The organism is Pseudoalteromonas simplex (genome assembly GCF_015278155.1).
GTDB lineage: Bacteria > Pseudomonadota > Gammaproteobacteria > Enterobacterales > Alteromonadaceae > Pseudoalteromonas > Pseudoalteromonas simplex.
On sequence record NZ_JADILN010000013.1, the window covers coordinates 35,037 to 57,318 of the forward strand.

The following is a 22,282-nucleotide window of genomic DNA, read 5'->3' on the forward strand; positions in this document are numbered from 1 at the left end:
GTAAGGAGTGCGATTATTATTGCGTCCGCGTTATGGTGAACCGAGCAACCGGGTTATCAAACTTATGCTGACTGGTGAGCACTGAGTTTGTCAGGCCATCATTTTGGCTGACCACACCTGGGTGCATTGCAACACGGTCAATATCGTCGCGCATTTCGTTGTAACCTTCGCCAGAATCAGCAGGGCCGGGGATTGTCCCAGCTGCTTCAGAGTTAGCTTCGGTGCCTGCATCATAGGCAAAACTAGTGCGAGACAGTGACTCATTTACCGCTAACGAAGACACGTCTATAGCATTCAGACCGGTAAACGCGTCATTTGTATTCACCAACATGGTCGCTAAGCTGATTTTTAATTCATCAAGCTGCTCAGTACTAAGCATTAAAGTGACTTGCTCACCAGGAAGAAGTGGGCTTTCAGCTGAGCTTGAATTCATATTAAAATCAGCCGCTAATAATTCACTGTTATCTCCTCCTTCAGCCATTAATTCGAGGGCAGCTGAGGCTGGTTCGCCTATTTGCCAAAGCATACCCTCAGTGTGAGCAATGGCTGCAATCGGTGATAAAGGTTGGGCATTGGTTAAGTTTGTAACATGTACGGTAAATTCATAGCTCATAGCGGGCGTTACAGGATCTGTTACTTCCACCTCGTTATTATCTGAATCCCCACAGGCCGCAAGGCCGGCACTTAATGCGAGGATAATTAAGCTTTTTGAAAAGCGCATGATAACCTCCTATTTAACCGTAACTGTTAGCAACGCAACTGGGTTTAGCCATCTGTGCACGGTGTTATCAAGGTCACTCATACCTGCCTCTAAATCGTCGTCACCTAAATTACCCGGATGAATATGCACCATCATATTTGTTTCGCTGCTGGTGACGCCGCTGCCATTCATTCCTGCATTGCCACCCGGTGCGGCTGGAATACCTGGCGTGCCCGGCATGCCTGAACCCTCAACAACAAGCTCATCATTAGCTTCGGTGCCTGCATCATAGGCATTGAGATAAACAGTGTAGGTGCCAGCTTCTGTTGGGATCATCCAACTATCTAAACCCACAAAGCCATCATTGGTAGGCAGCAGCATGGCTGTGAGCGATAAGTAATTATTGCCATCGCTGGTAGATAAGCTCGCCATCGTTGAACTTGCTGGCGCCAATAGGCCTTCAGCTGGGTTAGCAACCATGTCACTGTTTGCAGCTGTGGCTTCACTCATTAATGGCTCGAGATTACCACCCTCAGCCATTGTCTGTAGTGCTGTAGAAGCAGGCATAGCAACGCTAAAGAGTTTACTGTCACTGTTGTGAGCCGTAATGAGAATAGGGGTGAAGTGTAAACCTTGCGTGAGGTTAGTCAGTTTTATATCAAGCTCAGCTGCTTGGCTTGTAAGGCTAGTTACTGCGCATGCAGCGAACAAAGTTAAAGGTAAAGCTTTCATGTGAGATTCCTGTTTTTGATGATTCAAAATCAGTATCGAATAGCAATATCCAAAAACCTTCACGAAGTTATCACATTTTTATCACAGCATTGATTACAGCCTTTTTTGCTGGTTGAGAGTTTTAAATTTAATCAATTTAGCTAGGGTAAAATGCTATTAAGGTTTATAGTAAAGAGACAAATAGACCCATAACAAGGAATTTAAAATGGATGATAATCAAAAAGTTGAAATAATTGTGGCAGATAAAGACCAGCGCACTTGGGCAATGTTTTGTCACTTAAGTGCCTTAGCTGGTTTACTTTTTCCGTTTGGCTCAGTGATTGGGCCTTTGATTGTTTGGCTTGTAAAAAAAGAAGAAATGCCGCTCGTTGCTGAGCATGGTCGCAAGTCATTAAACTTTCAATTAACCATGATGATTGCTTACATTGTCTGCTTTATGCTGATGTTTGTTGTCGTTGGTGTCATTCTGCTGCCATTGGTTGCGCTATTCTCATTGATTATGGTGGTAGTATCGGCGATTAAAGCCAACGATGGTAAAGAAGTTAAATATCCAATGGCGATAGAATTTATAAAGTAAACTAATTGCCATATACTAAAAGCTCAGCCATTTGCTGAGCTTTTTTATGTGATGTTTATGGCCTACTTATCGTTATTTTTCAGCGCATTTATTGCAGCTACCCTATTACCTAGCTCTTCAGAATTAGTGATGACCGCTATGATAGCCAGTGGTGACTATTTAATTTGGCTATTATGGTTAAGTGCAACCGTGGGCAATGTGCTTGGGAGCTGTGTTAATTATTGGCTGGGCACGCAAGTCATGCGATTTAAAGACCGTAAATGGTTTCCCGTTTCACAAAAGTCGATAGACAAAGCCGAACAGCAATTTAATAAGTACGGTATTTACAGTTTGCTGTTTGCTTGGCTGCCTATTGTCGGCGACCCGTTAACGGTAGTTGGCGGAATTTTTAGGGTTCAGTTTTCAATCTTTTTGTTACTCGTGACCCTAGGCAAAGGCGCACGTTATTTAGCTGTGCTTGCCTTTGCAGTAGGGCTTGATAAATTCTTATTCTAGCTTTTTTGCCAATCAAGAGTCAGTGATACTGAATCTGCAAAGCGCAGCGCGTGCGGTTTATCAACGCGCACTTTGGCATAGTGAACACTTTGATGCTGGTGGCAAATTGCTAAAATCTCAGCAACCAATTTTTCTAACAGCAAAAAGTGGCCTTCCTCTACAAGGCTGATCACTTCTTTGGTGATGGTCTTGTAGTTTAGCGCTTTATCAACCGCATCAGTTTCACAGGCTTGATCTGCAGGGTAGTGGATTTCTAAGTTAATCACTACATCTTGTTTTTTCTCACGTTCCTCAGGATTAAAACCAATAAAGGTTCGTAGCCTGAGGTTAGTGACATTAATAATTGCGTTGGCCATCATTACCCTCTAACTAGTTGTAAAAACTCGTTACGGGTTTTTGGATCGGCTCTGAAGTTACCTAACATAACTGATGTACGCATGCTTGAATTTTGTTTTTCAACGCCGCGCATCATCATACACATGTGTTTTGCTTCAACGATTACGCCAACACCTTTCGCACCAGTTACTTCTTCAACCGCTTTAGCAATTTGATGAGTTAATTGTTCTTGAATTTGAAAACGACGCGCATACATATCAACAATTCGCGCAAACTTTGATAAACCAAGCACTTTGCCATCAGGAATATAAGCAATATGGCAGCGGCCAACGAACGGCAGTAAGTGATGTTCACACATAGAGTAAAGCTCAATGTCTTGGATCAATACCATGTCATCGGCATCTGAAGTGAATACCGCATTGTTGGTGATCTCGTCTAATGTTTGACGATAACCTTTAGTCAGGTACTCCATTGCTTTTGCAGCGCGCTTTGGTGTGTCGAGTAATCCTTCACGAGCAGGATCTTCACCTACTGCGGTAATTATTTGTTGGTAACTGTTTTTTAAATCATCGTGCATAGCTTTCTCAGTAATTCGTTATTTTAAATGTCTGCCACCATCAACAGGCATAGAACGACCTGTAATGTAGTGACTGCTTAGTAATAGTTCTACGCTGTTAATAATCTCGGCGCAGCCGGGCTCAATGCCCATTAGCGATTTCTTTAATGTTTTAGCTTTGTATTCGTCGCTATCGTGTTCGTTAAAAATAATTAACGAAGGGGCGATAGCATTCACTTTAATGTCTGGTGCAAATTTAGCTGCAAACGACTTGGTTAAATTATCAAGCGCCGCTTTGCTTGCTGCATAAGCAAGGTGTTTAGGGCTGCCTTTTTCAACTACGTAATCGGTTAAGTGAATAATATCTGCGGCTGTACCACTGTTTTGCTGATAATGCAGTAACAAATCAGAAGCTGCTAAATTAATTAAGTAGGGCGCTTTGGCGTGGATACGCATCATGTTATCGAATAGGTCTGCGTAATCGTGGTTATTTGCTTCGCAATCCCAGCTAGACGCATTATGGATAATTGCCTTGAGCTGGTTGGTATGGGTTTTTAATTCTTCGATAAAATGCCCGATAGCTTGGTCACTATTAAAATCTGCATGGATACAAATAGCGCCTTTGCCTGCAAGCACATCAATTGCTTCATGGCGGGTACGGTAAGTGACTATGATTTCTTGCCCTTGCGCTAAAAAGTGCTCGGCCAGAGCGAGTCCAATACGTTGGCCTGCGCCAGTAATTAAAATGGGCGATGACATAAACTAATATAAAACCTTAGATTTTTGATTTGAAATGTAATGTATTTAACTGTATCAACTATAAACCAAATTACAGAACTATTTCATCTTTACTGCAATCATGTTGCTAACTTTTACGTCAAGCATAGCGCTCTAGATCATTTAGCGCGGCCGATAATGAGTGATTGAAGGTTTTGAATACTGCTAAGGGACTGTACGAGGAAGGAAAAAGGGCAATTATTATTGCCCTTTTAGTGTTTTAACCGTTTTTAAAGCTCGTCGTAAACGGTTGGGATTGCTTGGCGTTTATGTTGAGTACGTAAGTAAATTGCTGTTAGCTTTTCTTCGACTTCATTGCTGACGTCTTTACCTTCTAAGAAATCATCAATTTGATCGTAAGTGAGGCCTAGCGCTTCTTCGTCAGTCAGACCTGGGCGATCACACTCTAAATCGGCCGTTGGGGCTTTATTTACCAGTACTGCTGGTGCTCCCAAATGCTCAGCAAGTGCACGAACTTGACGCTTTGATAAACCAAATAACGGCGCTAAATCACATGCACCGTCACCAAACTTGGTGTAAAAACCCGTGATGTTTTCAGCACTGTGATCGGTACCAACCACTAAGCCTTGGCAGAAACCAGCAATTTCATACTGCGCAACCATGCGCTGGCGTGCCTTCACATTGCCTTTGATAAAGTCAATTTTAGCTTGCTCTGGTAATTCAGCACCACCACCAACAACCGCGGCCATTGCTTGTTCATGCATGCCATCGACAGCCGCTTTAATGTTAACCGTCATACGCTTGCTTGGCTTAATGAAATCAACAGCCATTTGTGCTTCATCTTCATCTGCTTGAATGCCATAAGGTAAGCGCACAGCAATAAATTGATACTTGCTGGTGTTGTATTCTTGGTTTAATTCATCAACCGCTAATTGGCATAAGCGGCCACAGGTTGATGAATCAACACCGCCACTGATCCCTAATACAAGTGAGCGAGAGTGCGCAGCAATAAGTCGGCTTTTAAGAAAGTTAACGCGACGGGTGATTTGTGCTTTTACATCAATAGTTGGTTGGACTTTCATTTCCGCCAGAATGTCGGCACGCATGGTAGAGCTCCTATTTTTCGTTGTGGTTGTCAGCGTTTTTTACATTATGTTATGGGCGCGGTTTTTATTAAAGACCTAAATGCGCTTTTATTTCGTTGACTTGCTGCTTAAGATCTTCGATTTCGCTCAGTAATTGTTGCACTTCACTGTTGTTATCCTGCATCGGCTCACTAACAGCCATATCCTCAGTGATGCTGCCTGGGTCAACAAATAAGTGCATATAGCGGCTCTCTCGTTTTCCTGGCTCTCGTGCTAAGCGTGCAACATGTTCTTGCTCAATGAGTGCATTTAATGCGGCTTCAACTTCATTGACATTGCTAAACTCAGCGAGGCGGTTGCTGCGCGTTCTTAGTTCTCCCGGTGTTTGTGGGCCGCGTAGCAGCAGTAAACAAATAATGGCGCGTTGCTGCTCAGTAAATTGCAAACTGCCAAATTCGGTATTACAAAAGCGGTGAGCATATTTATTAACCCGCCCTGACAACCCTTCATCAAGAGTTACTAAGCGTGATGCAATAAGCTCATCGAGTGTATCTTGTACTTGCGCCTCAGTGAGAGACAGTACCGGTTCTCGGTTAGATTTTTGATTACATGCATTAGTGAGGGAGTTTAAAGATAACGGATAATGTTCGGGTGTTGTACTTTGCTTTTCGAGTAAACAGCCAATAACGCGTTGTTGTATCGATGATAATTGCATGATTTTATTTCTCTTTAATGTGCTGCACTTAGCCAAATTGCTAATTTTTTATTTAATGAGTCAAAGTTAAGGGGTTTTGTTAAATAATCATCCATGCCAGCATCTAAACAGCGTTCTTTGTCACCCTGCATTGCATTGGCAGTTAGTGCAACAATATTGACTTTCTGATGTGCTTCGCCAGCTTTTCCTAATCTTATTGCCTTTGTTGCTTGATAGCCGTCCATTTCTGGCATTTGGCAGTCCATTAGCACTAGTTCGTAAGGGGCATTCTCATTATTTGCTAGTTTTGTTATTGCCTCAAGACCATTTTCAGCAATGTCAAAACTAATACCTGCTTGTTTGAGTAAGGCGCCAGCAACCACTTGGTTAACTTTATTGTCTTCGACTAATAAGACGCGAGATGATGTACTCGAAGCTGGCATGGAAATTTTAGCGATGCTTTGTTCTTTATTTACTTGGTGTTGTTCAATGTACTTTTCATTAGCCAAAGAGTTAAATAAGTCTGAAGGGGTTAAAGGTTTAAATATAATACTTTGCGCTTCTAAAGTTTGTTTAGATTGCTCTTCAGTTAGGCTCATAGGTGCCATTAAAATACATTTACATGCATTGTTATTATAATATTTTTGGAACGCTCGTTGCTCTGATTGTTCTGCTTGCATATAAAGTTGGTAATCTATAAAAACTGCATCGCAAGGTGGCTCTTGAGAGTGGGCCGCACGATTAATTAAGCTTGGCATATTGCCAATAACTTCAACTTTTGCTCCCCATAATTGCAATTGTTTTTTAGTAATGCTGCTACTGAGCTTGCAGTTGTCAGCGATTAAAATACGTTTTTTATCAATTAAGTGACTTGGCTCATGCAGCTGCTTTTGGTAGTCAAATTTTACTTTAATTGAGAAATTGAACGTGCTGCCTTCTCCATAAGAACTGACAACATTTACATCGCCGCCCATTAGAGTACAAAGCTGTTTAACAATGGCAAGACCAAGGCCTGTGCCGCCATATTGCCGGGTAGTTGAAGCATCAGCTTGAGTAAAAGAATCAAAAAGAGTTGCTTGTTTTTCTGGTTTTATGCCTAAGCCATTATCAACAACAGAGCAATTCAGATATAACTCGTTATCAGCAGTTTCAAGTTTGGCTATCACGACTATCTCACCGTCTTTTGTGAATTTAACTGCATTACCTATTAGGTTATTGATGATTTGCCTAATACGATTTGGGTCGCTTATGATAAATTCACGTTTGATATGAGTTGCATCTAGTAACAGTTTGGTATTGTTTTGCTCTGCTTTTATAGCAAATGATTCAATGGTATCGCCTAGAAGTTTAGATATATTAAAACTCACGTTTTCGATATCGAGCTTACCAGCTTCAATTTTTGAAAAGTCTAAAATATCATTGATAATATGCAGCAATGACTCTGCTGATGACTGTGCCAATTCAAGATGATGGCTTTGTTGTTTATCTAATTTTGTTTGTTTAATGATATTAAGCATGCCAATAACCCCATTCATCGGGGTGCGGATTTCATGGCTCATACTTGCTAAAAATTCACCTTTTATTTTTACTGCTTGTTCTGCTGCATTTTTCGCTTGAACTAGCTGATGTTCAGTTTCTATACGCTGTTGGCTTGCATGTAAGCTACCAATAAGTGCCGCAACTGCAATTAAAAAGCTTTCCTCGTTTTTACTCCAATGTCGTCTTGATGCGCTGTTCTCTGCGCACACCACCCCCATACTTTTACTTCCAGTCGGAATGATTGCAGTAAGCATGGAGCGAATATCAGCGCGATCAAAATAATTGCTAGCTAACTCCTTGGTAAACGGGTGGTGATATGCATCACTCGCATTTATAACGGCGTTATTGTTAATGGCATCAAAATAGTTAGGGTGTTCTATTTGCTGTAACGACACTGCCCGACTAAAACGCGATTGATTTTGATCATGACTAGCAAACGAGTTAAGCGTTTGTCGGTCTTCGCTAAATAACCAAATGCTTGCTCGATCAACCTCTAGTGCTTGGCATATCGCTTTTACAATTACATGCTTAGATAAGTTTAAATTACCCGTTAAGACGGCTTCGTGAACAGTTAATGAGGCAAGTATTTCGTTGTGCAAGGCAATTTTATTGTTTTCAAGCTCAACACGTTTGCGAGCATCTATGTTTTGTAATGATCCAAATAGTTTGATACAGCGGCCATTCTTATATTCAGATTCGCCATGCGCTAAAACCCAGATAGCTTCGCCTGATACAGTGATTATTTGCACTTGAGTTTCAAAGCTTTCACCTTCTTTTATCGCTTTTTCGATTAAGTGGCGAATTTTGTCACGGCTGTAACCGGGTTTAAAATAGTCGAGATTGGTTGGCCATTGTGGTTGTTTATTGAGTGGCAACTTAAAGATTTGTTTAGTCATATCTGACCAATAAACAGCTTTGGTCTCTAGATTAAATGACCACGCACCTACTTTTGCTAGGCTACTCATTGTTTCGAGCATTCGCTCGCTTTTGTATTGGCGCTCGAGCATTTTTAAAAAGAACACACAAGCACCCGCAAATAATATACATACGATAATTATGGCGATACGTAACGGCCAAATGGCTGATTTTGGTGGATGCCAACCTGCTTTCGGAACAGCATACATACGCCAATTCCCGCCAGGGAAATTAATGCCAAAATTAAGTGGTGTGTCATTTAAAATAGCGCTATTTCCGTAGAAAAATTCCCCCTCAGCACCTAACCCGTTTCGACCCTGTAACGCTATGTCGTAGTGCTTATTTAAAGCTAGAAGCCCCGAATTGTTATAAACTTTATCAATATCGAGTACGACAGAAAGTAATCCCCAAAAGTGCTGTTCTGGTGGTGTAAAAATAGGCATGCGAGCTATTAAGGCTTGACCGCCTTGTACTAGTTCTAAGGGGCCTGCCATGACAATTTTGTTTTCATCGCGCGCCTTAATTGCATCGTCTCGCTGCGCGGCGTTTTCTAGAAAATTGAGACCAATTGATTTCTCATTTCCTTTTAGTGGGTAAGTCATCTGAATGATCATGTTTGGTGCAGCGCCGATATTTCTTAATTCTGAAGAGGTTTCGAATAATGGCGTGGCAATTTGAGAAAAGCGGCTTTGATTTAAATTTGGCTCAGCAGCAACTGCGACGGCAAGGCCGCGAACAAGTTGAATATTAGAGATTAGAGTCGCCTCTAACTTTGCACGGTAAGCGCTAACTCGCGCAATCTCCTGAGCACGGAATGCATCTTTTTCTCGGCTATAGTTTAATTGATCGATGATTAAGCCAATTACAATAACTAGCGCAAGTGAAAACCAAAAGGCTAACTTTAGTTTTTGCAGTTTTTTATTATCGGTTTCAGTTGCTAATGGCATGAGAAAGATTGATTTCTAAACTATTTCCCTACTATAGACAATTTCTGAGGCAATTAACAATCATCAGCTAATCAAGAAAACTAAATTTAAATATTTGGATAGCAACACTATTTTTTCACAAAACTCAGGTTAATATAGCAGGTTAATACAGTGTTACTTTAGCGCAAGGGTAAATGGCATGTTCAAGATAATCAAATGGTTATTAATAGGTTTGTTCGTTGTGGTGTTACTCGCAACAGGGCTTGTTTATGGTGTATTAAATCTAAGTTTACCGGCTCTTGATGGCCGGGGTAAAAGCGACGCTATTTCGCAATCAGTGAAGATTGAACGAGACACTTTAGGGCTGGCTGTTATTCATGCCGAAAACCGTTTAGATGCAGCCTATGCTCTTGGTTTTGCGCATGGTCAGGACCGATTCTTTCAAATGGATTTACTGCGCCGTAATGCCGCAGGTGAGCTTAGTGAATTATTTGGTAAAGCTGCTGTTGGGCTTGATAAAAAAATGCGTTTTCATCAGTTACGCAAACGTAGTCAGATTGCTGTTGCGCAGTTACCAGCAAAAGATAAAGCGCTATTAAAAGCTTACGCGAATGGGGTTAATGAGGGTCATGCGCAAGTAGGTTTCGATAGTTTTGAATATTTACTGACTGGCGCTGAAGCAAAACCTTGGCAAAGTGAAGACAGCTTACTAATCATTTTTAGTATGTATTTAGATTTGCAAACGGCTACCTTTGAACGCGACAGAACACTGATCGAAATCGAAGATCTCTACGGTAAGGCGATGGTCGACTTTATTACTCAGCCTAGCCTTTATCAAGCGGCGCTCGATAACAGCCTATTAGCACCTTATAACGGCGGTATTCCAAATCTCAAAGACGCTCAATGGGCTATGACTGAGATTGCAGAGCGCAAGGAGCTTGGTAGTAATAACTGGGCAGTTACTGGGCAGTTAACTGAAACTGGTGCTGCAATGTTGTCAGACGATATGCACTTATCATTTGCAGTACCAATCATTTGGTACCGTGCCCAGCTCAATTATCCACTCAATGGTGAAATGCAGCAAATCACCGGTGTGTCTTTACCTGGCGCTCCAGCAATTGTAGTTGGTACCAATAATAAAATAGCGTGGGGGTTCACCAATGGTTATTTAGATACAGCCGATTGGATAGCCCTTGAGAGTAAAGAGAAAACGTGGCAGATAGATGAACCCATCTTACTCAATGACGGCAGCATTGAAAATTATGCTTTAACCATGAGTGAATATGGCCCAGTAAAAGAAATTAATGGCAAACCATATGCACTAAGTTGGGTTGCTCACCATGAGTATGCGGTTGATATGGAATTACTTAAGCTTGAGCAAGCAAGTACGGTTGATGATGCACTAGCGCTTGCGGCTGAGGTGGGTATTCCTGTCCAAAATTTAATGGTTGTTGATGATCAAGGTAACGCCGCTTGGAAGAATATGGGAGCCGTTCCAGCCCGTAAAGAGCCCCATCAATTAGCGGTGGCTGAGCAAGCGTATCCTGCAGCGTGGCATGAAAACGAAACGCTGCGTCCATTTGTTAAAAACCCAGACAGTGGCCGATTATGGACGGGCAACTCACGCGTTGTTTCCGCAGAGGATGACCAGCGCTTTGGTAATGGTGCTTATGCCATGGGGGCTCGCTCGGCACAAATTCGCGATCGTTTATTTGAAAAGCAACAGTTCAACGAACAAGATTTTTATGACTTACAACATGATAATGAAGCTCGATTCTTAACAGCTTGGCATAAACTGCTGGTCAAACAGCTCAGCAACGCAGGCGATAAATATGCGCTGTATTTAAAAGAGCTAAATAATTGGCAGGCGTGTGCTTGTAGCGATTCAATTGGTTATACCTTAGTAAAGCGTTACCGCAGTGAAGTAATTAATGGTTTATTTAGTCCATTAGAGAATAAGCTAAAAGCCCTCGACAGCAGCTTAAAACCAGTAAAACGAGACTTAGAGCCTGCTGTTTGGCAACTTATCGAAGCGCAGCTTGAAGCATGGTTAAACCCAGAGTATGCAAACTGGAATCAGCAAATGCTAGCTGCATTTGATCGCGTTATCACTAAACTAACCGAGCAGTACGGTAACAACCCGCACAGCTGGGAGTGGGGTAAGGTCAACGAGTTAGTGATTGAGCACCCATTTGCCAAGCAAATACCGGTACTTAAAAGCTTATTGAATATGCCTACGGCGCCTGGGTTTGGTGATACCTTTATGCCTTCAGTACAAGGGCGTAGTTTTGGTGCTTCGCAGCGCTTTATTGTTCAACCAGGGCATTTAGATAAAGCGATTATGGCTATTCCGGGTGGGCAATCTGGGCATCCATTGTCAGAATTTTATCGTGCCGGGTTTAACGATTATGTCAGTAATGGTTTAACGCCATTATTGCCGCAAGAGATTGCACATAGCATTACTATTGAGGCAATTAATTAATCTTCATTTTCAAAAAATGTACTTTGAGCATGCACTATCGTGGTCTTATTACGGCCAGAGTGCTTGCTCTCATACAGCGCTGAATCTGCATACTGCAGCATTTTTTCTATGGGAGTAAGGGGTTGCCATTCAATTAAACCAAAGCTCATAGTTACTTTTAAATCCGGACAGTCAGGGTGAGCTTCCAATGCTGCTATTTTTGTACGCAAAGCTTCAATTTTTGCAAAGGCTTGGCGTTCATTAGATTGAGTAAGTATTAGTAAAAACTCTTCTCCGCCCCAACGAACTGCAATATCATCCTCGCTCATGAATTCACTGATGAGTCGTGAAATATTCACTAAAATAGTATCACCTTTATCATGCCCGTAATTATCATTGATTCTTTTAAACTGATCGATGTCTGCCATGGCCATGCAAAGAGGGCTGTTATTATTTATGCAACTTTTGCGTGCATTCATAATTAGCTTTTTAGCAAAGCGGCGATTGAAAAGTTTTGTAAGAGGATCCCGGGCTGCCATTTCCGTTAACTCTAGTCGTTGTGAAAGAGTAATCTCTCTAATGAAGCCCATGCCATAAATCATAGGTAAGCCAGCAATAATTATATTAATTATTTTAATATGGGGAAGCAGCTCAGAGTAAGCAAAAGGGTAGTTTGTATTTGAAAAAAACACATACAACAATGCAAAAGCAATGATCATTAACACGCTATACAAAGAAGCTCGCTTTAGAGTTAGTTGATAGTCGATCATTAACAGGCAAGACACAGTCCATAGATAAAATTGAAATCCTGCATCTAAGCCAAGCATTGCACAAACAATGGTTGAGTGAATAACAACTTCAAGACAAAACACACGAAGAGCTAAGGAGGTTAAACCTTGTTTGATTAGAAAAATTCCTCCAGCCCATGCACACACACTTAGAACATTTACTATTGCCAAAGTAACTGCACCAATGTGAGCGAAAACGGGAATTAGCACAACGTGGACTGCGAGTGCAAAGTAAGCAATCTTCAAAATAATAAGAAACTTAACATGCTCTATTTCTTGTAACTCTGATTGCTTAGGTTGTTTTAAGAGATGTTTTAGCAACCGGACCTCTTAGACAGCTAGGTGTAAAAACTAGTATAGATTAAAATTTAGGCTGTGAAGAATTAAAGAGATTTCTGTTTCTTTAATTCATTTAATTTAATCGGGTTAAACACCAGTTCACTTCGTTTTTGCTAAGCTTTAAGCTTGGCAGGACTGTGAATTAATGCCACTCTAATCAAACCATCATTGATATCGGCTTGCCGTTTGCCTTGATATTATTTTCGTGCCTAAAAAGGAGTAGTTATGCCGGCGGAAAAAACGCATTTAGAGATTTGTAATCTAACTAAAGAACAGTACCCACAAATAAAGACCCTCATGGATCAAGCTTACCCAGGGCTTGGAGGTGCTTGGCCAAGCCATACTATTTTTAGGCTAATAGACCAGTTTCCGGAAGGGCAAATAGGCATTGTTGACGATGGTGTTTTAGTAGGCATCGCCTTGAGTGTACAGGTTGATTACGCGCGCTTTTCTAACCCACATACCTACGAAGATATTGTTGATGGTCACGACCGTGTATTTAGTGATCCTGAAGGTGATGCACTTTATGGTTTAGATGTGGTGATTTCATCAACTCACCGAGGGATGCGACTGGGTCGTCGCTTATACGATGCGCGTAAAGAGCTGTGCCGTCAGTATAACTTGCGCGCTATTTTAGCGGGTGGACGTATTCCGCGCTATTACAATCACAGTGCAGAGATGTCTCCGATGGAGTACATCGAAAAAGTTGACCACAAAGAGCTGTATGATCCGATTTTAAGCTTTCAGCTATCTAATGATTTCCAAGTTAAACGTTTACTTAAAAAATACCTTCCTGAAGATCAGGAGTCAGTTGGTTATGCCACTTTACTAGAGTGGAATAACATTATGTTTGAGCCGACTGATACGGTACTTGAGTCGACCAAATCAATTGTCCGTGTCGGTGCCGTACAATGGCAAATGCGTTGTGTTGAGTCTGTGGAAGAGCTGCTCAAGCAGGTGGAGTATTTTGTTGATACAGTATCAGATTATAAAAGTGACTTTATTCTGTTTCCGGAATTTTTCAATGCCCCGTTAATGGGTCTCACTGAGCAAAGCAATCAAACGGAAGCCATTCGTTATCTGGCCGAATACACAGAAACCTTCCGTGATGCGATGTCGCGCATGGCGGTTGAATACAATGCCAATATTATCACCGGTTCCATGCCACTCGCTGAAGACGACAAGATTTATAATGTCAGCTATTTGTGCCACCGTAGCGGTAAAATTGATGAGCAGCGTAAAATTCATATTACCCCTCACGAGCAAAATGACTGGGTGATCCAAGGCGGTGATAAAATTGCGGTATTTGAAACGGATGCGGGTCGTGTCGGTATTCAAATTTGTTACGATGTAGAGTTTCCTGAGCTGTCGCGTATTCTCGCTAAGCAAGGATTAGATATTTTGTTCGTGCCATTTTGGACAGATACAAAAAATAGTTACTTACGTGTTCGTCATTGTGCGCAAGCACGTGCAATCGAAAATGAATGTTATGTTGTGATTGCAGGCTCGGTTGGTAACTTACCTGAAGTAGAAAGCTTAGATGTACAGTATTCGCAATCAGCAGTGCTTACCCCTTCAGATTTCTCGTTCCCGCATGATGCAACCTTGAATGAAGCAACGCCAAATACTGAAATGCTGTTATTCAGTGATTTAGATATGGATAAACTTAAAATTCTTCACAGTGAAGGAACGGTAAGAAACTTAAAAGACCGCCGTGAAGATTTATATGATGTAATTTTGAAAAAGCGAGAACAATAATGGCGTGGTTGTATTTAATTGTCGCAGGTCTGTTAGAAATTGGCTGGCCTGTTGGCCTTAAGATGTCTCAACAGGCAGACAGTCGCTGGTTAGGCATTGCAATAGCCGTCGCCTTTATGGTCGCTAGTGGCTTTATGTTGTGGTTGGCGCAAAAGGATATACCGATGGGGACATCCTATGCAGTATGGACAGGTATTGGTGCTGCTGGCACTTTCTTGGTTGGTATTTTATTTTATGGGGATGCCGCCACTTTTGGCCGCATTGCCGGAGTACTGTTGATAATTAGTGGTGTAATAACCCTAAAGATTAGTCATTAAAAAAGCGGCATAGCCGCTTTTTTAATGACTAGGAATAAGCCTAATTGGGTAGCATTACAAGAATGGCAGCCAGTGCAATTAACACAAGCCCCGCCGTGTCTTGGCGTTTTAACGGCTGTTTTAACCAAAGAATCGATACCATAATGGTAAAAAATACTTCTATCTGCCCCAGTGTTTTTACATAAGCAACATGCTGCAAGCTCATGGCGCTAAACCAACCAATAGAACCTAAACAGCTACAAATACTAACAGCGGTCGTGGTGCCTTTGTGTTGCCACATTTTCTTAAAAGTATCGCGCTCTTTGAATGCAATATACACGCATAGCATCAGTGTTTGTAAACTGATTATCAGCACTAACACCCAAGCTGCAGAATGCGGAAAAGTCAGCCCTGAACTTAAACTTGCTTCACGGATCCATGATGAAGAGAGAGCAAAAGAAGTGCCGCAAGCAAGCCCAAGCAGTGCGGTGCCCAAATTAAAGTGTTTAACATTCGCGATGCCACTTAATAGCAGTACCGCAATTGCACCAATAAATACGCCAACCCAGCCCAGTAACGACAGTGCTGAGCCAAAGAACATGACACCTAAAATGGCCGCCATTAGCGCTTCACTTTTAGCAAGCCCTGCACCGACTGCAAAGTTATTCATTTTAAACAGCTTTACCATTAAACCTGTGGCAACAATTTGGACGATACTGGCGCCAACAATGTAGCCAATAAAAGCCAGATTAAAGTCAGGAAGTGCGGCGTCTTGATATTGATAAAGTGCAAATAAATACAGGGCAGCAATTGGGCTGGCAACGATAAAGCGAGCAAGCGTTACCCCGGCAACACTCACTGTTGCACTGAGTTTGCTTTGCAAAGCGTTGCGCCACGACTGCATAAATGCCGCAAAAATAGTTAAGAAAATCCAAGTCATATTGAAAATAAATTAATGAGGAGTATTTATACCCAAGCCACCTCAAGATGTGAGTTTCAGTTGGAATTAAAAGCGATTTAGGCAAGGCATTGATTGCAAATAATAGTGGTTCTATTGTTAAAATCAATAACGCAGTATAAATCGCTTTTAAACCAACCCTTTGGGCGCTTCACAGGCACTTACTCTCATCGTTGTTACTTCTTAAAAGGGACTGCCATTCTTGCAAAGTACCGCCTTGATATTAAGCTCCTGTGAAACGCTGAATTCTGCATCTTGAGGAGGCTTGGGTATATAGTAACAAAACCAAAGTATGAGAGCATCAGCTTATCGACCAACTTGAGAAAAACTCAGCTGTGACAATATGCCGCAGGGCTTTTATGCTGACTTTAGACTATAGTGACAATGATGCTATTGCTGGCCGCTGCTGTTTTAAGTAGCGGCTTTTTTTTGTTTACGCTAGGGTAGGGTATTATAGTTAAAAGATAAGGAAATATCATGACCACACTGATTATCTGCGCACTCATCGCAGTACTCATACCCTATTTAGCCAAAGCGCCTGTGGCTTTTGCTCAAAATAAGTTGGCAGGCTACGACAATAAGCACCCTCGCGAGCAACAAGCTAAACTAACCGGCTTTGGTGCTCGTGCGTTGGCAGCACATCAAAATAGCTTTGAATCGCTGATTATTTTTGCGGTCGCGTTGGCAGTCGTTATAGGTAGCAATAATGTCTATCAGGTAACTGAGACCCTTGCGATTGTGCATGTTATTGCCCGTGTGTTGTATTGTATTTTCTACTACATAAACCAGGATATTTTACGTTCATTAGTTTGGCTTGTTGGCTATGTTTGTGCTGTGGCGATGATTGCTCTTTGTATTTAGCGATAGAGCTAGTAGTCAAAAACCACAAAGCAAGCGGCTTAAATAAGGCGCTTGCTTTAGGGTCTTAAGTGGTTACTTTTACTTAGAGCTAACTTTAATTTTCTCTATTAAATCCTTTGCTTGATAGTTTTCGTCTAAGGCAAAATCGAGTTGCACTAAGGCGTTTTTAAAGCCAGATTCAGACGGCGCATACTGCCATTTTTTTAAGGCTCTTTTCGCTTCTCGATTGAAAACACCTTCAGGCTCTGCACTCACCACACTAACATTGCTGGTGGCGCCGCTTGGTAAAATATCGTATTTCAAAACGACTGAACCGCTTATACCTTGCTCTGCCGCTTGAATTGGGTATATCGGCTCTACGCGCATTACCGCTTGATAGTCTTTTGTCTTTTCAACTGACATCGGCTGTTTTGCAATGGCAAAACTGCTAAGCATGCCCATTGTAAAAATAACTAACGCTGTTTTTGCAATAAATGAGCTGTTGTCGATCTGCTTGATCTGATTTAGACGTTGTAACATGGTGTTTTTATCTCCGTATTGTGAATAAGCCATTAAGCCTGTTCTGCTAAAGCTTGCACAGTGCACTAATGCCTTACTGTATAAAATTCGTTGTTCAGTTGATTTATTTTTGAGTACTTGCTCATCACATGAAAGCTCTTGAATACGGCGCAGACTTGCATAACCAAGCCAAGCGACAGGGTTAAACCACAACAAAATAGTGGCACTTAAAGCGATGGCATTAATTAGGTTATCTTTGCGTTTAATGTGCACTAATTCATGCTCTAAAATAAGCGCTAAAGCATGGTTATCGTAGTGGCTTTGATAGTTTGTAGGCAGCACTAACTTGGTATTTAAAACCCCAACAACCATAGGTGAGCTCACTTGGTTGCTTTGGTATAAGTGCATACTTTGATTGCTGTGATGATCAAGCGTAATTGGCGCTAACTGCAGTTTCGCTAGAAAACGGTAATGAAAATATACGGCAGTGATCAGCAGTGCGGCACTAATAAAGCCATAAATAGCAAACCAAGTGAGCGTAAACTGTGGCATTATTGCTGTGTTTGGCGTGATAGTCAGCTTACTGATAAAGTCGTTTTGAATTGGCTTTAAGTGCTCTGGTAGGTTCGCTAACAATAAACTAATTGGTAAAAGCGCCCACAGTGTATAAACCAAGCGTGCCGATAGCTGGCTTAGTAACTTTCGCTCTAGCAGCAATAAAAACATAATTGCAGATGAGATCAAAAGTTGTTGATCTAACAGCCAATTAAAAAATGCATCTAACATAACAACGCCTTATTTTTGCTGTTTTTCCCAATCATCAATGACCTTTTTCAGCTCATCAATATCATGTTGCGAGAGTTGCTCTGATTTAGCAAAGCCACTCACCAGTGGCGCAATACGGCCATTAAAGAAGCGTTCAATAAAGCTTTGGCTTTCTTTTAATGTGTATTCTTCACGGGCGATGCAAGGAGTGTAGTTATATTGGCGGCCTTGTTTCTCGAAGCTAAGAGCGCCTTTTTTAACTAAACGGCTTAGTAGCGTTTTAATGGTTTTTTCGTGCCATTCTTTATCGTCACTTAAACGCGCAATTACTTCACTAGCTGTGGCTGGGTAGCCAAGCCATACTGCATCTAATACTTCGAATTCAGCTTTAGAAAGTTCAATCATTTTTATGCCTACAGATGTAATCTTTAATTAAAGATTACACGTGTAATCAATTAATGCAAACTTTTTTGTTAGAGAATGTCACTTTTTTTGATACTGACTATTTGTCCTTCGGGCAAATTCAGCGTGGTGAGTGACAGTTTTGCGATATCTGTGCGGTAAAGGTCGATGACTTTGTAGCCACAAAAACGAGCCATTTTACGTATTTGCCGATTTAAACCTTGTTTTAAGACGATGCAAAACTGTGTTTCGCTGACTTGAGTCACCGTGCAAGGGAGGGTTATTTGTTTATCGACAGGCACACCGCCCGCCATTTTTTTACAAAAATCGCTATCAAGGGACTTATCAACGGTGACTAAATAGCGTTTGGGTTGGTGGTAATCAGGGTGGATCAGTTGATTACAAAACTCACCGTCATTGGTCAAAATCAACAAACCTCGGGAGTCTTTGTCGAGCCGGCCAATTGGGTAAACGCGAGTGGTTTTAGGCAGGCTATGAATAAGGCTTGTTGGGTCATCAGCATTTAATTTGCAATCTATACCAACAGGCTTGTGATAAGCAAAGTAGGTGAGTGGTGCCTTAGCTAAAATTTTTTCGCCAAGTACAATCACATCATCGTGCTCATCAACATGATCTATATGATTTGCGGCACGGCCATTTACTGTTACCTCACCTTGATCTATCAAGCGCGATGCTTGCTTTCGAGAGCAAACACCCGCATGGGCAATAAATTTAGCAAGTCGTACCTTTTCTGGCATGAGTTATTTTTGTACAATTAATTTGATCACAGTATATCAAAATCACGTATGAATAGTTCCACCACCAAAGAGGAATGCACATGCCTATCAAATTATCAGAGCTTGCAGCTCACCAACCACTGCAAAAGGTTATCCTTCATTCATTAGAAATGGCGCTGTATCAGGTGTCTGTGCTGATCAATAACGTTGAGTATTATGTTACTGATGAGCAAGGTGAGTTTATTCGTGATATTAGCCCGTTGCACATTCAAAAGCGCCTCGATCACCTAAGTTATGGTGATATGGTTTTACGCCACACTAGTGCTTATGATGAGATGTGTGGTCAGCCCGAAAAGCTGGCCAGCAACATGCTTGAAGTACCCTATGGTAAGAACCACTTATACTGATTAACGATATAAGCGTATACTGAGTATATGTATCAATTAAAAAGTGATGACTCAGCTGATTTAAACAACCAGCTTAGAGAACATATTGTGGCTTTCAACGCCGCGTATTTTAATGCCGAGCGTATTCCCGTTGGTTTTAAGTTCGTTAATAAACAAAACAGTGTGGTTGCTGGTATTCATGGTCAGGTATTTGGCAATTGGCTGCTTATTAGTTGGCTTTGGTGTGATGATAAGACGCGTGGTAAAGGACTTGCGACACGATTACTCAATGAATTAGAGAGTAAAGCTAAAGCACTTGGTGCAAACACCGCACAACTTGATACGCTCGATTTCCAAGCTAAACCCTTTTACGAAAACAACGGCTACCTAGTTAAATATGAAATGCGTAACTACCCACTCGACGGCTGCCGTTATTTTATGGAAAAAAGCCTTTAACTATTGGCTTTTACTCACTTCGCTTTTAGCACGTCTTGCTCGGTAAAAGTAATCCCTAAGAAAGGGGTCGCTTCAGGGGCAAGCATAAAGGTGCGAATGTTCATATGGTCTTGCCCTTCAGGATTGTGTAATACGTCATTATGATAAAACGCGCCAAAGCAATCTAGGGTGTTTTGTTTACTCAGTTGATTTAGCTTAGCAAAGGCAAAAATTTTACACGAGCCATTATTTTCATTTGCCGCGCTTAGCAGGCCATGATTGTTAAAACCACTTGGGGTAAAGTCATAATTGTTGTCTATGACCGCCATGGTATCGGTAAACTCAATTTGCTGCGGTGTGCTTGCTAATTTCGAAAGAAATTCGTTAAGAGTCATTGCTTGTCCTTAAAAATTGTTCTTTATCAACTCTAACTCATTCACTTGCTGATTGATATTAAACTTAAAATTCTCTAAAAAGTTCATACCAAGCAAGCCATAGCCAACATGATTTTCTATTACCAGCACTTCAAAATTACGAATACGTTGTTGACCGACTTGAAACGACTCGAGCTGATAACGCTGTGCTTCAACAATTCCATTAGCTGTGTTTACTTGTAAGGTGCCAAGGTAATTGGCTGGGGTGTTAAGCGAGTTTAATAATGTTTGGTTAATTACAGTAAAGCTAGCGCCGGTGTCGATCATCAGCTCGGTTTCGATATCATCGTTGATGATACTGTTCACCAAATAGTGCGAACCTCGAGCAGTTAATTTTATAATTTCAACACCTGCGAGGGCTTGTTGAATCAACTGATGTAATTGCTCAGCCTGTTGTTTATAGTCATGATCTTCGGGTAGTTGATCTAGGGTTATTTGGCTCGCGACATAATCTTCTAAATGGTAGCTAGCTAATGCATTGTTATATAAGTAATGCGCGTTGCCAGGCGCGTAATCAAGCCATTGTTGACTAATATTAAGTAGGGCTTGCCATTGTTGCGTTGCAATAAGTTCATCAATATAGGTTGTACTTAGCTCGTCTATTTGTTTGTTAAGTTGTTGCTTATCATTGCTGTCTAACTGGTTGCTAAGCGCCAGTAAATTGATAATACCTTGTTGGGTATCACCTTGTGCTATTAAACGCTTTGCCTCAAGTTCAAGCATGGTAACATCGTAAGGGTGACTATTTAAAAAGGCCGTTAAAAATTGCTCACTTAAGGTGAATTTTTGATGGGAAAGCCATGTCTCAAGTTGTTGTTGCCAAATTTGTTTAAGTTGCCTTGCATAGCGAGGTTCATTCATAAGTAATTTAGTGTACTCAGCAACCGCTTTGTCGAATAATTGGTTGCTAAATAGCGCAACAGCTTGTTGAAAGTGGGCTGGTAACGTTGTGCCTTTTTGTACTTTAGGCGCTGGTGCGACAGTTTCTATTTCTAACGGCTTTGCCGGGTTAAAAAGCTGCCAAATAAAGTAACCGTTTAAGCTAAGAGAGCATAGCAATATTAATTTAAGAAAAGCATTCATCCGTTTTGCCCAATCATTTAATCTGTGTTATTTACTTACTCAGCATAAAACACATTTTTTAAAGTCGTTACTTTTTAACTAAATGATTGAGCGCCATGATATTACTGATCTCAATATCTGCTAATCCTTGATAACGATATTGCGTTGCTTGGTTATTAAGCCAAACGCTTTGGCAGCCAGCATTATTGGCACCTTGTACATCAGTATCTAGGCTATCGCCAATGTGCAAAATTTCTTTATGATTAACCTCTAACTGCTTTGCTGCGCTATCAAACAAGGCGCTGTGCGGCTTCGCTTTTCCGTGTGGGCCTGCTTGTAAAACTAACTCAAACACACCATTAAGGTTAAACTTTTCTACTTCGACATTACCATTGGTGATGGCGATGAGGCGGTAGTGTTTACTGAGGTTATTAAGTAATTCAAGTACTTCATCAGTAACGGTTATTTGACTGCGGGCATCAGCGAATGCCTGATAAGCATTTTCGGCATGCAACTGAGCTTGCTCTGCTGAAAAACCCAGATCGGTCATGGCATAGTGTAATGCTGCTTGTCGCCAGCGCGTAACGTCATCAATTAAAGTCGCATCATGTTTTAAAGCTTTATCGCGGCATGTTAACCAGTAGCTCATGCTATCGGCTGGCCATTGGTCTAATGCCTCGAGGTAATCAGCTTGTGCTTGCAAGGCTGATTTTATGATCGGATGGTTGTTGTAAAGTGTGTCGTCTAAATCAAAACTTAAAACAGAAACTGGCGATAGGGCACGGTTAAATCGGATCATAATGACAAGG

The 22,282-nt window shown here is 41.4% G+C and carries 24 protein-coding genes; 8 read left to right on the forward strand and 16 right to left on the reverse strand.

The window, feature by feature from the left end; all coding sequences use genetic code 11:
• Positions 1–16: 16 nt before the first annotated feature.
• Both IRQ78_RS18125 and IRQ78_RS18130 read right to left on the reverse strand, forming a co-directional pair.
• Entirely contained in the window at positions 17–721 is a 705-nt protein-coding gene (locus IRQ78_RS18125) for a spondin domain-containing protein (RefSeq protein WP_194442853.1), read from the reverse strand.
• A 9-nt stretch (positions 722–730) separates the two neighbouring features.
• Entirely contained in the window at positions 731–1,432 is a 702-nt protein-coding gene (locus tag IRQ78_RS18130) for a spondin domain-containing protein (protein ID WP_194442854.1), read from the reverse strand.
• 205 nt (positions 1,433–1,637) lie between these two features.
• Between IRQ78_RS18130 and IRQ78_RS18135 the strand changes: the two genes are divergently transcribed.
• Together IRQ78_RS18135 and IRQ78_RS18140 are read left to right on the forward strand one after the other, a co-directional pair.
• Positions 1,638–2,009, forward strand: coding sequence for a DUF4870 domain-containing protein (locus IRQ78_RS18135; protein ID WP_054554635.1), 372 nt, complete (start codon positions 1,638–1,640; stop codon positions 2,007–2,009).
• 57 nt (positions 2,010–2,066) lie between these two features.
• The gene (locus tag IRQ78_RS18140; RefSeq protein ID WP_166341417.1) at positions 2,067–2,504 is read left to right on the forward strand and encodes a YqaA family protein; all 438 of its coding nucleotides are present in this window, start codon (positions 2,067–2,069) and stop codon (positions 2,502–2,504) included.
• Here the strand turns inward: IRQ78_RS18140 and folX are convergent.
• The 6 genes from folX to IRQ78_RS18170 form a co-directional block, all read right to left on the reverse strand.
• Positions 2,501–2,860 (reverse strand): dihydroneopterin triphosphate 2'-epimerase, encoded by a 360-nt coding sequence (folX, locus tag IRQ78_RS18145; protein ID WP_054554637.1) that lies wholly within the window; start codon positions 2,858–2,860, stop codon positions 2,501–2,503. The genes IRQ78_RS18140 and folX overlap by 4 nt on opposite strands.
• A 2-nt stretch (positions 2,861–2,862) precedes the next feature.
• Complete coding sequence (gene folE / locus IRQ78_RS18150; RefSeq protein WP_058585381.1) at positions 2,863–3,417, reverse strand: GTP cyclohydrolase I FolE; 555 nt, start codon at positions 3,415–3,417, stop codon at positions 2,863–2,865.
• 18 nt (positions 3,418–3,435) lie between these two features.
• Positions 3,436–4,155, reverse strand: coding sequence for a dihydromonapterin reductase (gene folM / locus IRQ78_RS18155; RefSeq protein WP_194442855.1), 720 nt, complete (start codon positions 4,153–4,155; stop codon positions 3,436–3,438).
• Positions 4,156–4,403: 248 nt separating this feature from the next.
• On the reverse strand, positions 4,404–5,240 hold the full coding sequence (nadE, locus tag IRQ78_RS18160) for an ammonia-dependent NAD(+) synthetase (RefSeq protein ID WP_194442856.1): 837 nt from the start codon (positions 5,238–5,240) through the stop codon (positions 4,404–4,406).
• Between the two features lie 67 nt (positions 5,241–5,307).
• Complete coding sequence (locus IRQ78_RS18165; protein WP_194442857.1) at positions 5,308–5,934, reverse strand: YceH family protein; 627 nt, start codon at positions 5,932–5,934, stop codon at positions 5,308–5,310.
• Positions 5,935–5,948: 14 nt separating this feature from the next.
• Positions 5,949–9,314 carry an ATP-binding protein gene (locus IRQ78_RS18170; protein ID WP_194442858.1) on the reverse strand — a complete coding sequence of 1,122 codons (3,366 nt, stop codon included), beginning with the start codon at positions 9,312–9,314 and terminating at the stop codon, positions 5,949–5,951.
• Between the two features lie 178 nt (positions 9,315–9,492).
• On the opposite strand from IRQ78_RS18170, the gene IRQ78_RS18175 reads away from it, so the two are divergent.
• Complete coding sequence (locus IRQ78_RS18175; protein WP_194442859.1) at positions 9,493–11,775, forward strand: penicillin acylase family protein; 2,283 nt, start codon at positions 9,493–9,495, stop codon at positions 11,773–11,775.
• On the opposite strand, the gene IRQ78_RS18180 is transcribed toward IRQ78_RS18175, so the two are convergent.
• Positions 11,772–12,863, reverse strand: a complete 1,092-nt coding sequence (locus IRQ78_RS18180; RefSeq protein ID WP_194442860.1) for a GGDEF domain-containing protein — start codon at positions 12,861–12,863, stop codon at positions 11,772–11,774. The two genes, IRQ78_RS18175 and IRQ78_RS18180, sit on opposite strands and share 4 nt — an antisense overlap.
• A 243-nt stretch (positions 12,864–13,106) precedes the next feature.
• Between IRQ78_RS18180 and IRQ78_RS18185 the strand changes: the two genes are divergently transcribed.
• Together IRQ78_RS18185 and IRQ78_RS18190 are read left to right on the forward strand one after the other, a co-directional pair.
• Positions 13,107–14,639, forward strand: coding sequence for a carbon-nitrogen hydrolase family protein (locus IRQ78_RS18185; protein ID WP_194442861.1), 1,533 nt, complete (start codon positions 13,107–13,109; stop codon positions 14,637–14,639).
• Complete coding sequence (locus IRQ78_RS18190; protein ID WP_054554646.1) at positions 14,639–14,956, forward strand: DMT family transporter; 318 nt, start codon at positions 14,639–14,641, stop codon at positions 14,954–14,956. Before IRQ78_RS18185 ends, IRQ78_RS18190 begins: the two co-directional genes overlap by 1 nt.
• Before the next feature lie 40 nt (positions 14,957–14,996).
• Here IRQ78_RS18190 and IRQ78_RS18195 read toward each other — a convergent pair whose 3' ends face one another.
• Positions 14,997–15,875, reverse strand: a complete 879-nt coding sequence (locus IRQ78_RS18195; RefSeq protein WP_138598955.1) for a DMT family transporter — start codon at positions 15,873–15,875, stop codon at positions 14,997–14,999.
• A gap of 495 nt (positions 15,876–16,370) precedes the next feature.
• Here IRQ78_RS18195 and IRQ78_RS18200 point away from each other — a divergent pair, with 495 nt between their 5' ends.
• Positions 16,371–16,754 carry an MAPEG family protein gene (locus tag IRQ78_RS18200; RefSeq protein WP_194442862.1) on the forward strand — a complete coding sequence of 128 codons (384 nt, stop codon included), beginning with the start codon at positions 16,371–16,373 and terminating at the stop codon, positions 16,752–16,754.
• Positions 16,755–16,832: 78 nt separating this feature from the next.
• Here the strand turns inward: IRQ78_RS18200 and IRQ78_RS18205 are convergent, their stop codons facing one another.
• From IRQ78_RS18205 to IRQ78_RS18215, 3 genes are all read right to left on the reverse strand, one after another.
• A complete protein-coding gene (locus IRQ78_RS18205) occupies positions 16,833–18,038 on the reverse strand; it encodes a M56 family metallopeptidase (RefSeq protein WP_194442863.1) in 1,206 nt (401 codons plus the stop codon).
• 9 nt (positions 18,039–18,047) lie between these two features.
• A complete protein-coding gene (locus IRQ78_RS18210) occupies positions 18,048–18,422 on the reverse strand; it encodes a BlaI/MecI/CopY family transcriptional regulator (RefSeq protein WP_054554650.1) in 375 nt (124 codons plus the stop codon).
• Positions 18,423–18,490: 68 nt separating this feature from the next.
• A complete protein-coding gene (locus tag IRQ78_RS18215) occupies positions 18,491–19,177 on the reverse strand; it encodes a pseudouridine synthase (RefSeq protein WP_187490998.1) in 687 nt (228 codons plus the stop codon).
• An 80-nt stretch (positions 19,178–19,257) separates the two neighbouring features.
• On the opposite strand from IRQ78_RS18215, the gene IRQ78_RS18220 reads away from it, so the two are divergent.
• A complete protein-coding gene (locus tag IRQ78_RS18220) occupies positions 19,258–19,563 on the forward strand; it encodes a DUF6482 family protein (RefSeq protein WP_054554651.1) in 306 nt (101 codons plus the stop codon).
• Between the two features lie 27 nt (positions 19,564–19,590).
• Positions 19,591–19,998: a GNAT family N-acetyltransferase gene (locus IRQ78_RS18225; protein ID WP_194442864.1), complete on the forward strand. Its 408-nt coding sequence runs from the start codon at positions 19,591–19,593 to the stop codon at positions 19,996–19,998.
• A 14-nt stretch (positions 19,999–20,012) separates the two neighbouring features.
• Here the strand turns inward: IRQ78_RS18225 and IRQ78_RS18230 are convergent, their stop codons facing one another.
• The 3 genes from IRQ78_RS18230 to IRQ78_RS18240 all read right to left on the reverse strand — a co-directional run bounded on the left by IRQ78_RS18230 (position 20,013) and on the right by IRQ78_RS18240 (position 22,272).
• A complete protein-coding gene (locus IRQ78_RS18230) occupies positions 20,013–20,372 on the reverse strand; it encodes a HopJ type III effector protein (protein WP_194442865.1) in 360 nt (119 codons plus the stop codon).
• 9 nt (positions 20,373–20,381) lie between these two features.
• Entirely contained in the window at positions 20,382–21,494 is a 1,113-nt protein-coding gene (locus IRQ78_RS18235) for a retropepsin-like aspartic protease (protein ID WP_194442866.1), read from the reverse strand.
• Positions 21,495–21,561: 67 nt separating this feature from the next.
• Entirely contained in the window at positions 21,562–22,272 is a 711-nt protein-coding gene (locus IRQ78_RS18240; RefSeq protein WP_194442867.1) for an HAD-IA family hydrolase, read from the reverse strand.
• Positions 22,273–22,282 lie beyond the last annotated feature (10 nt).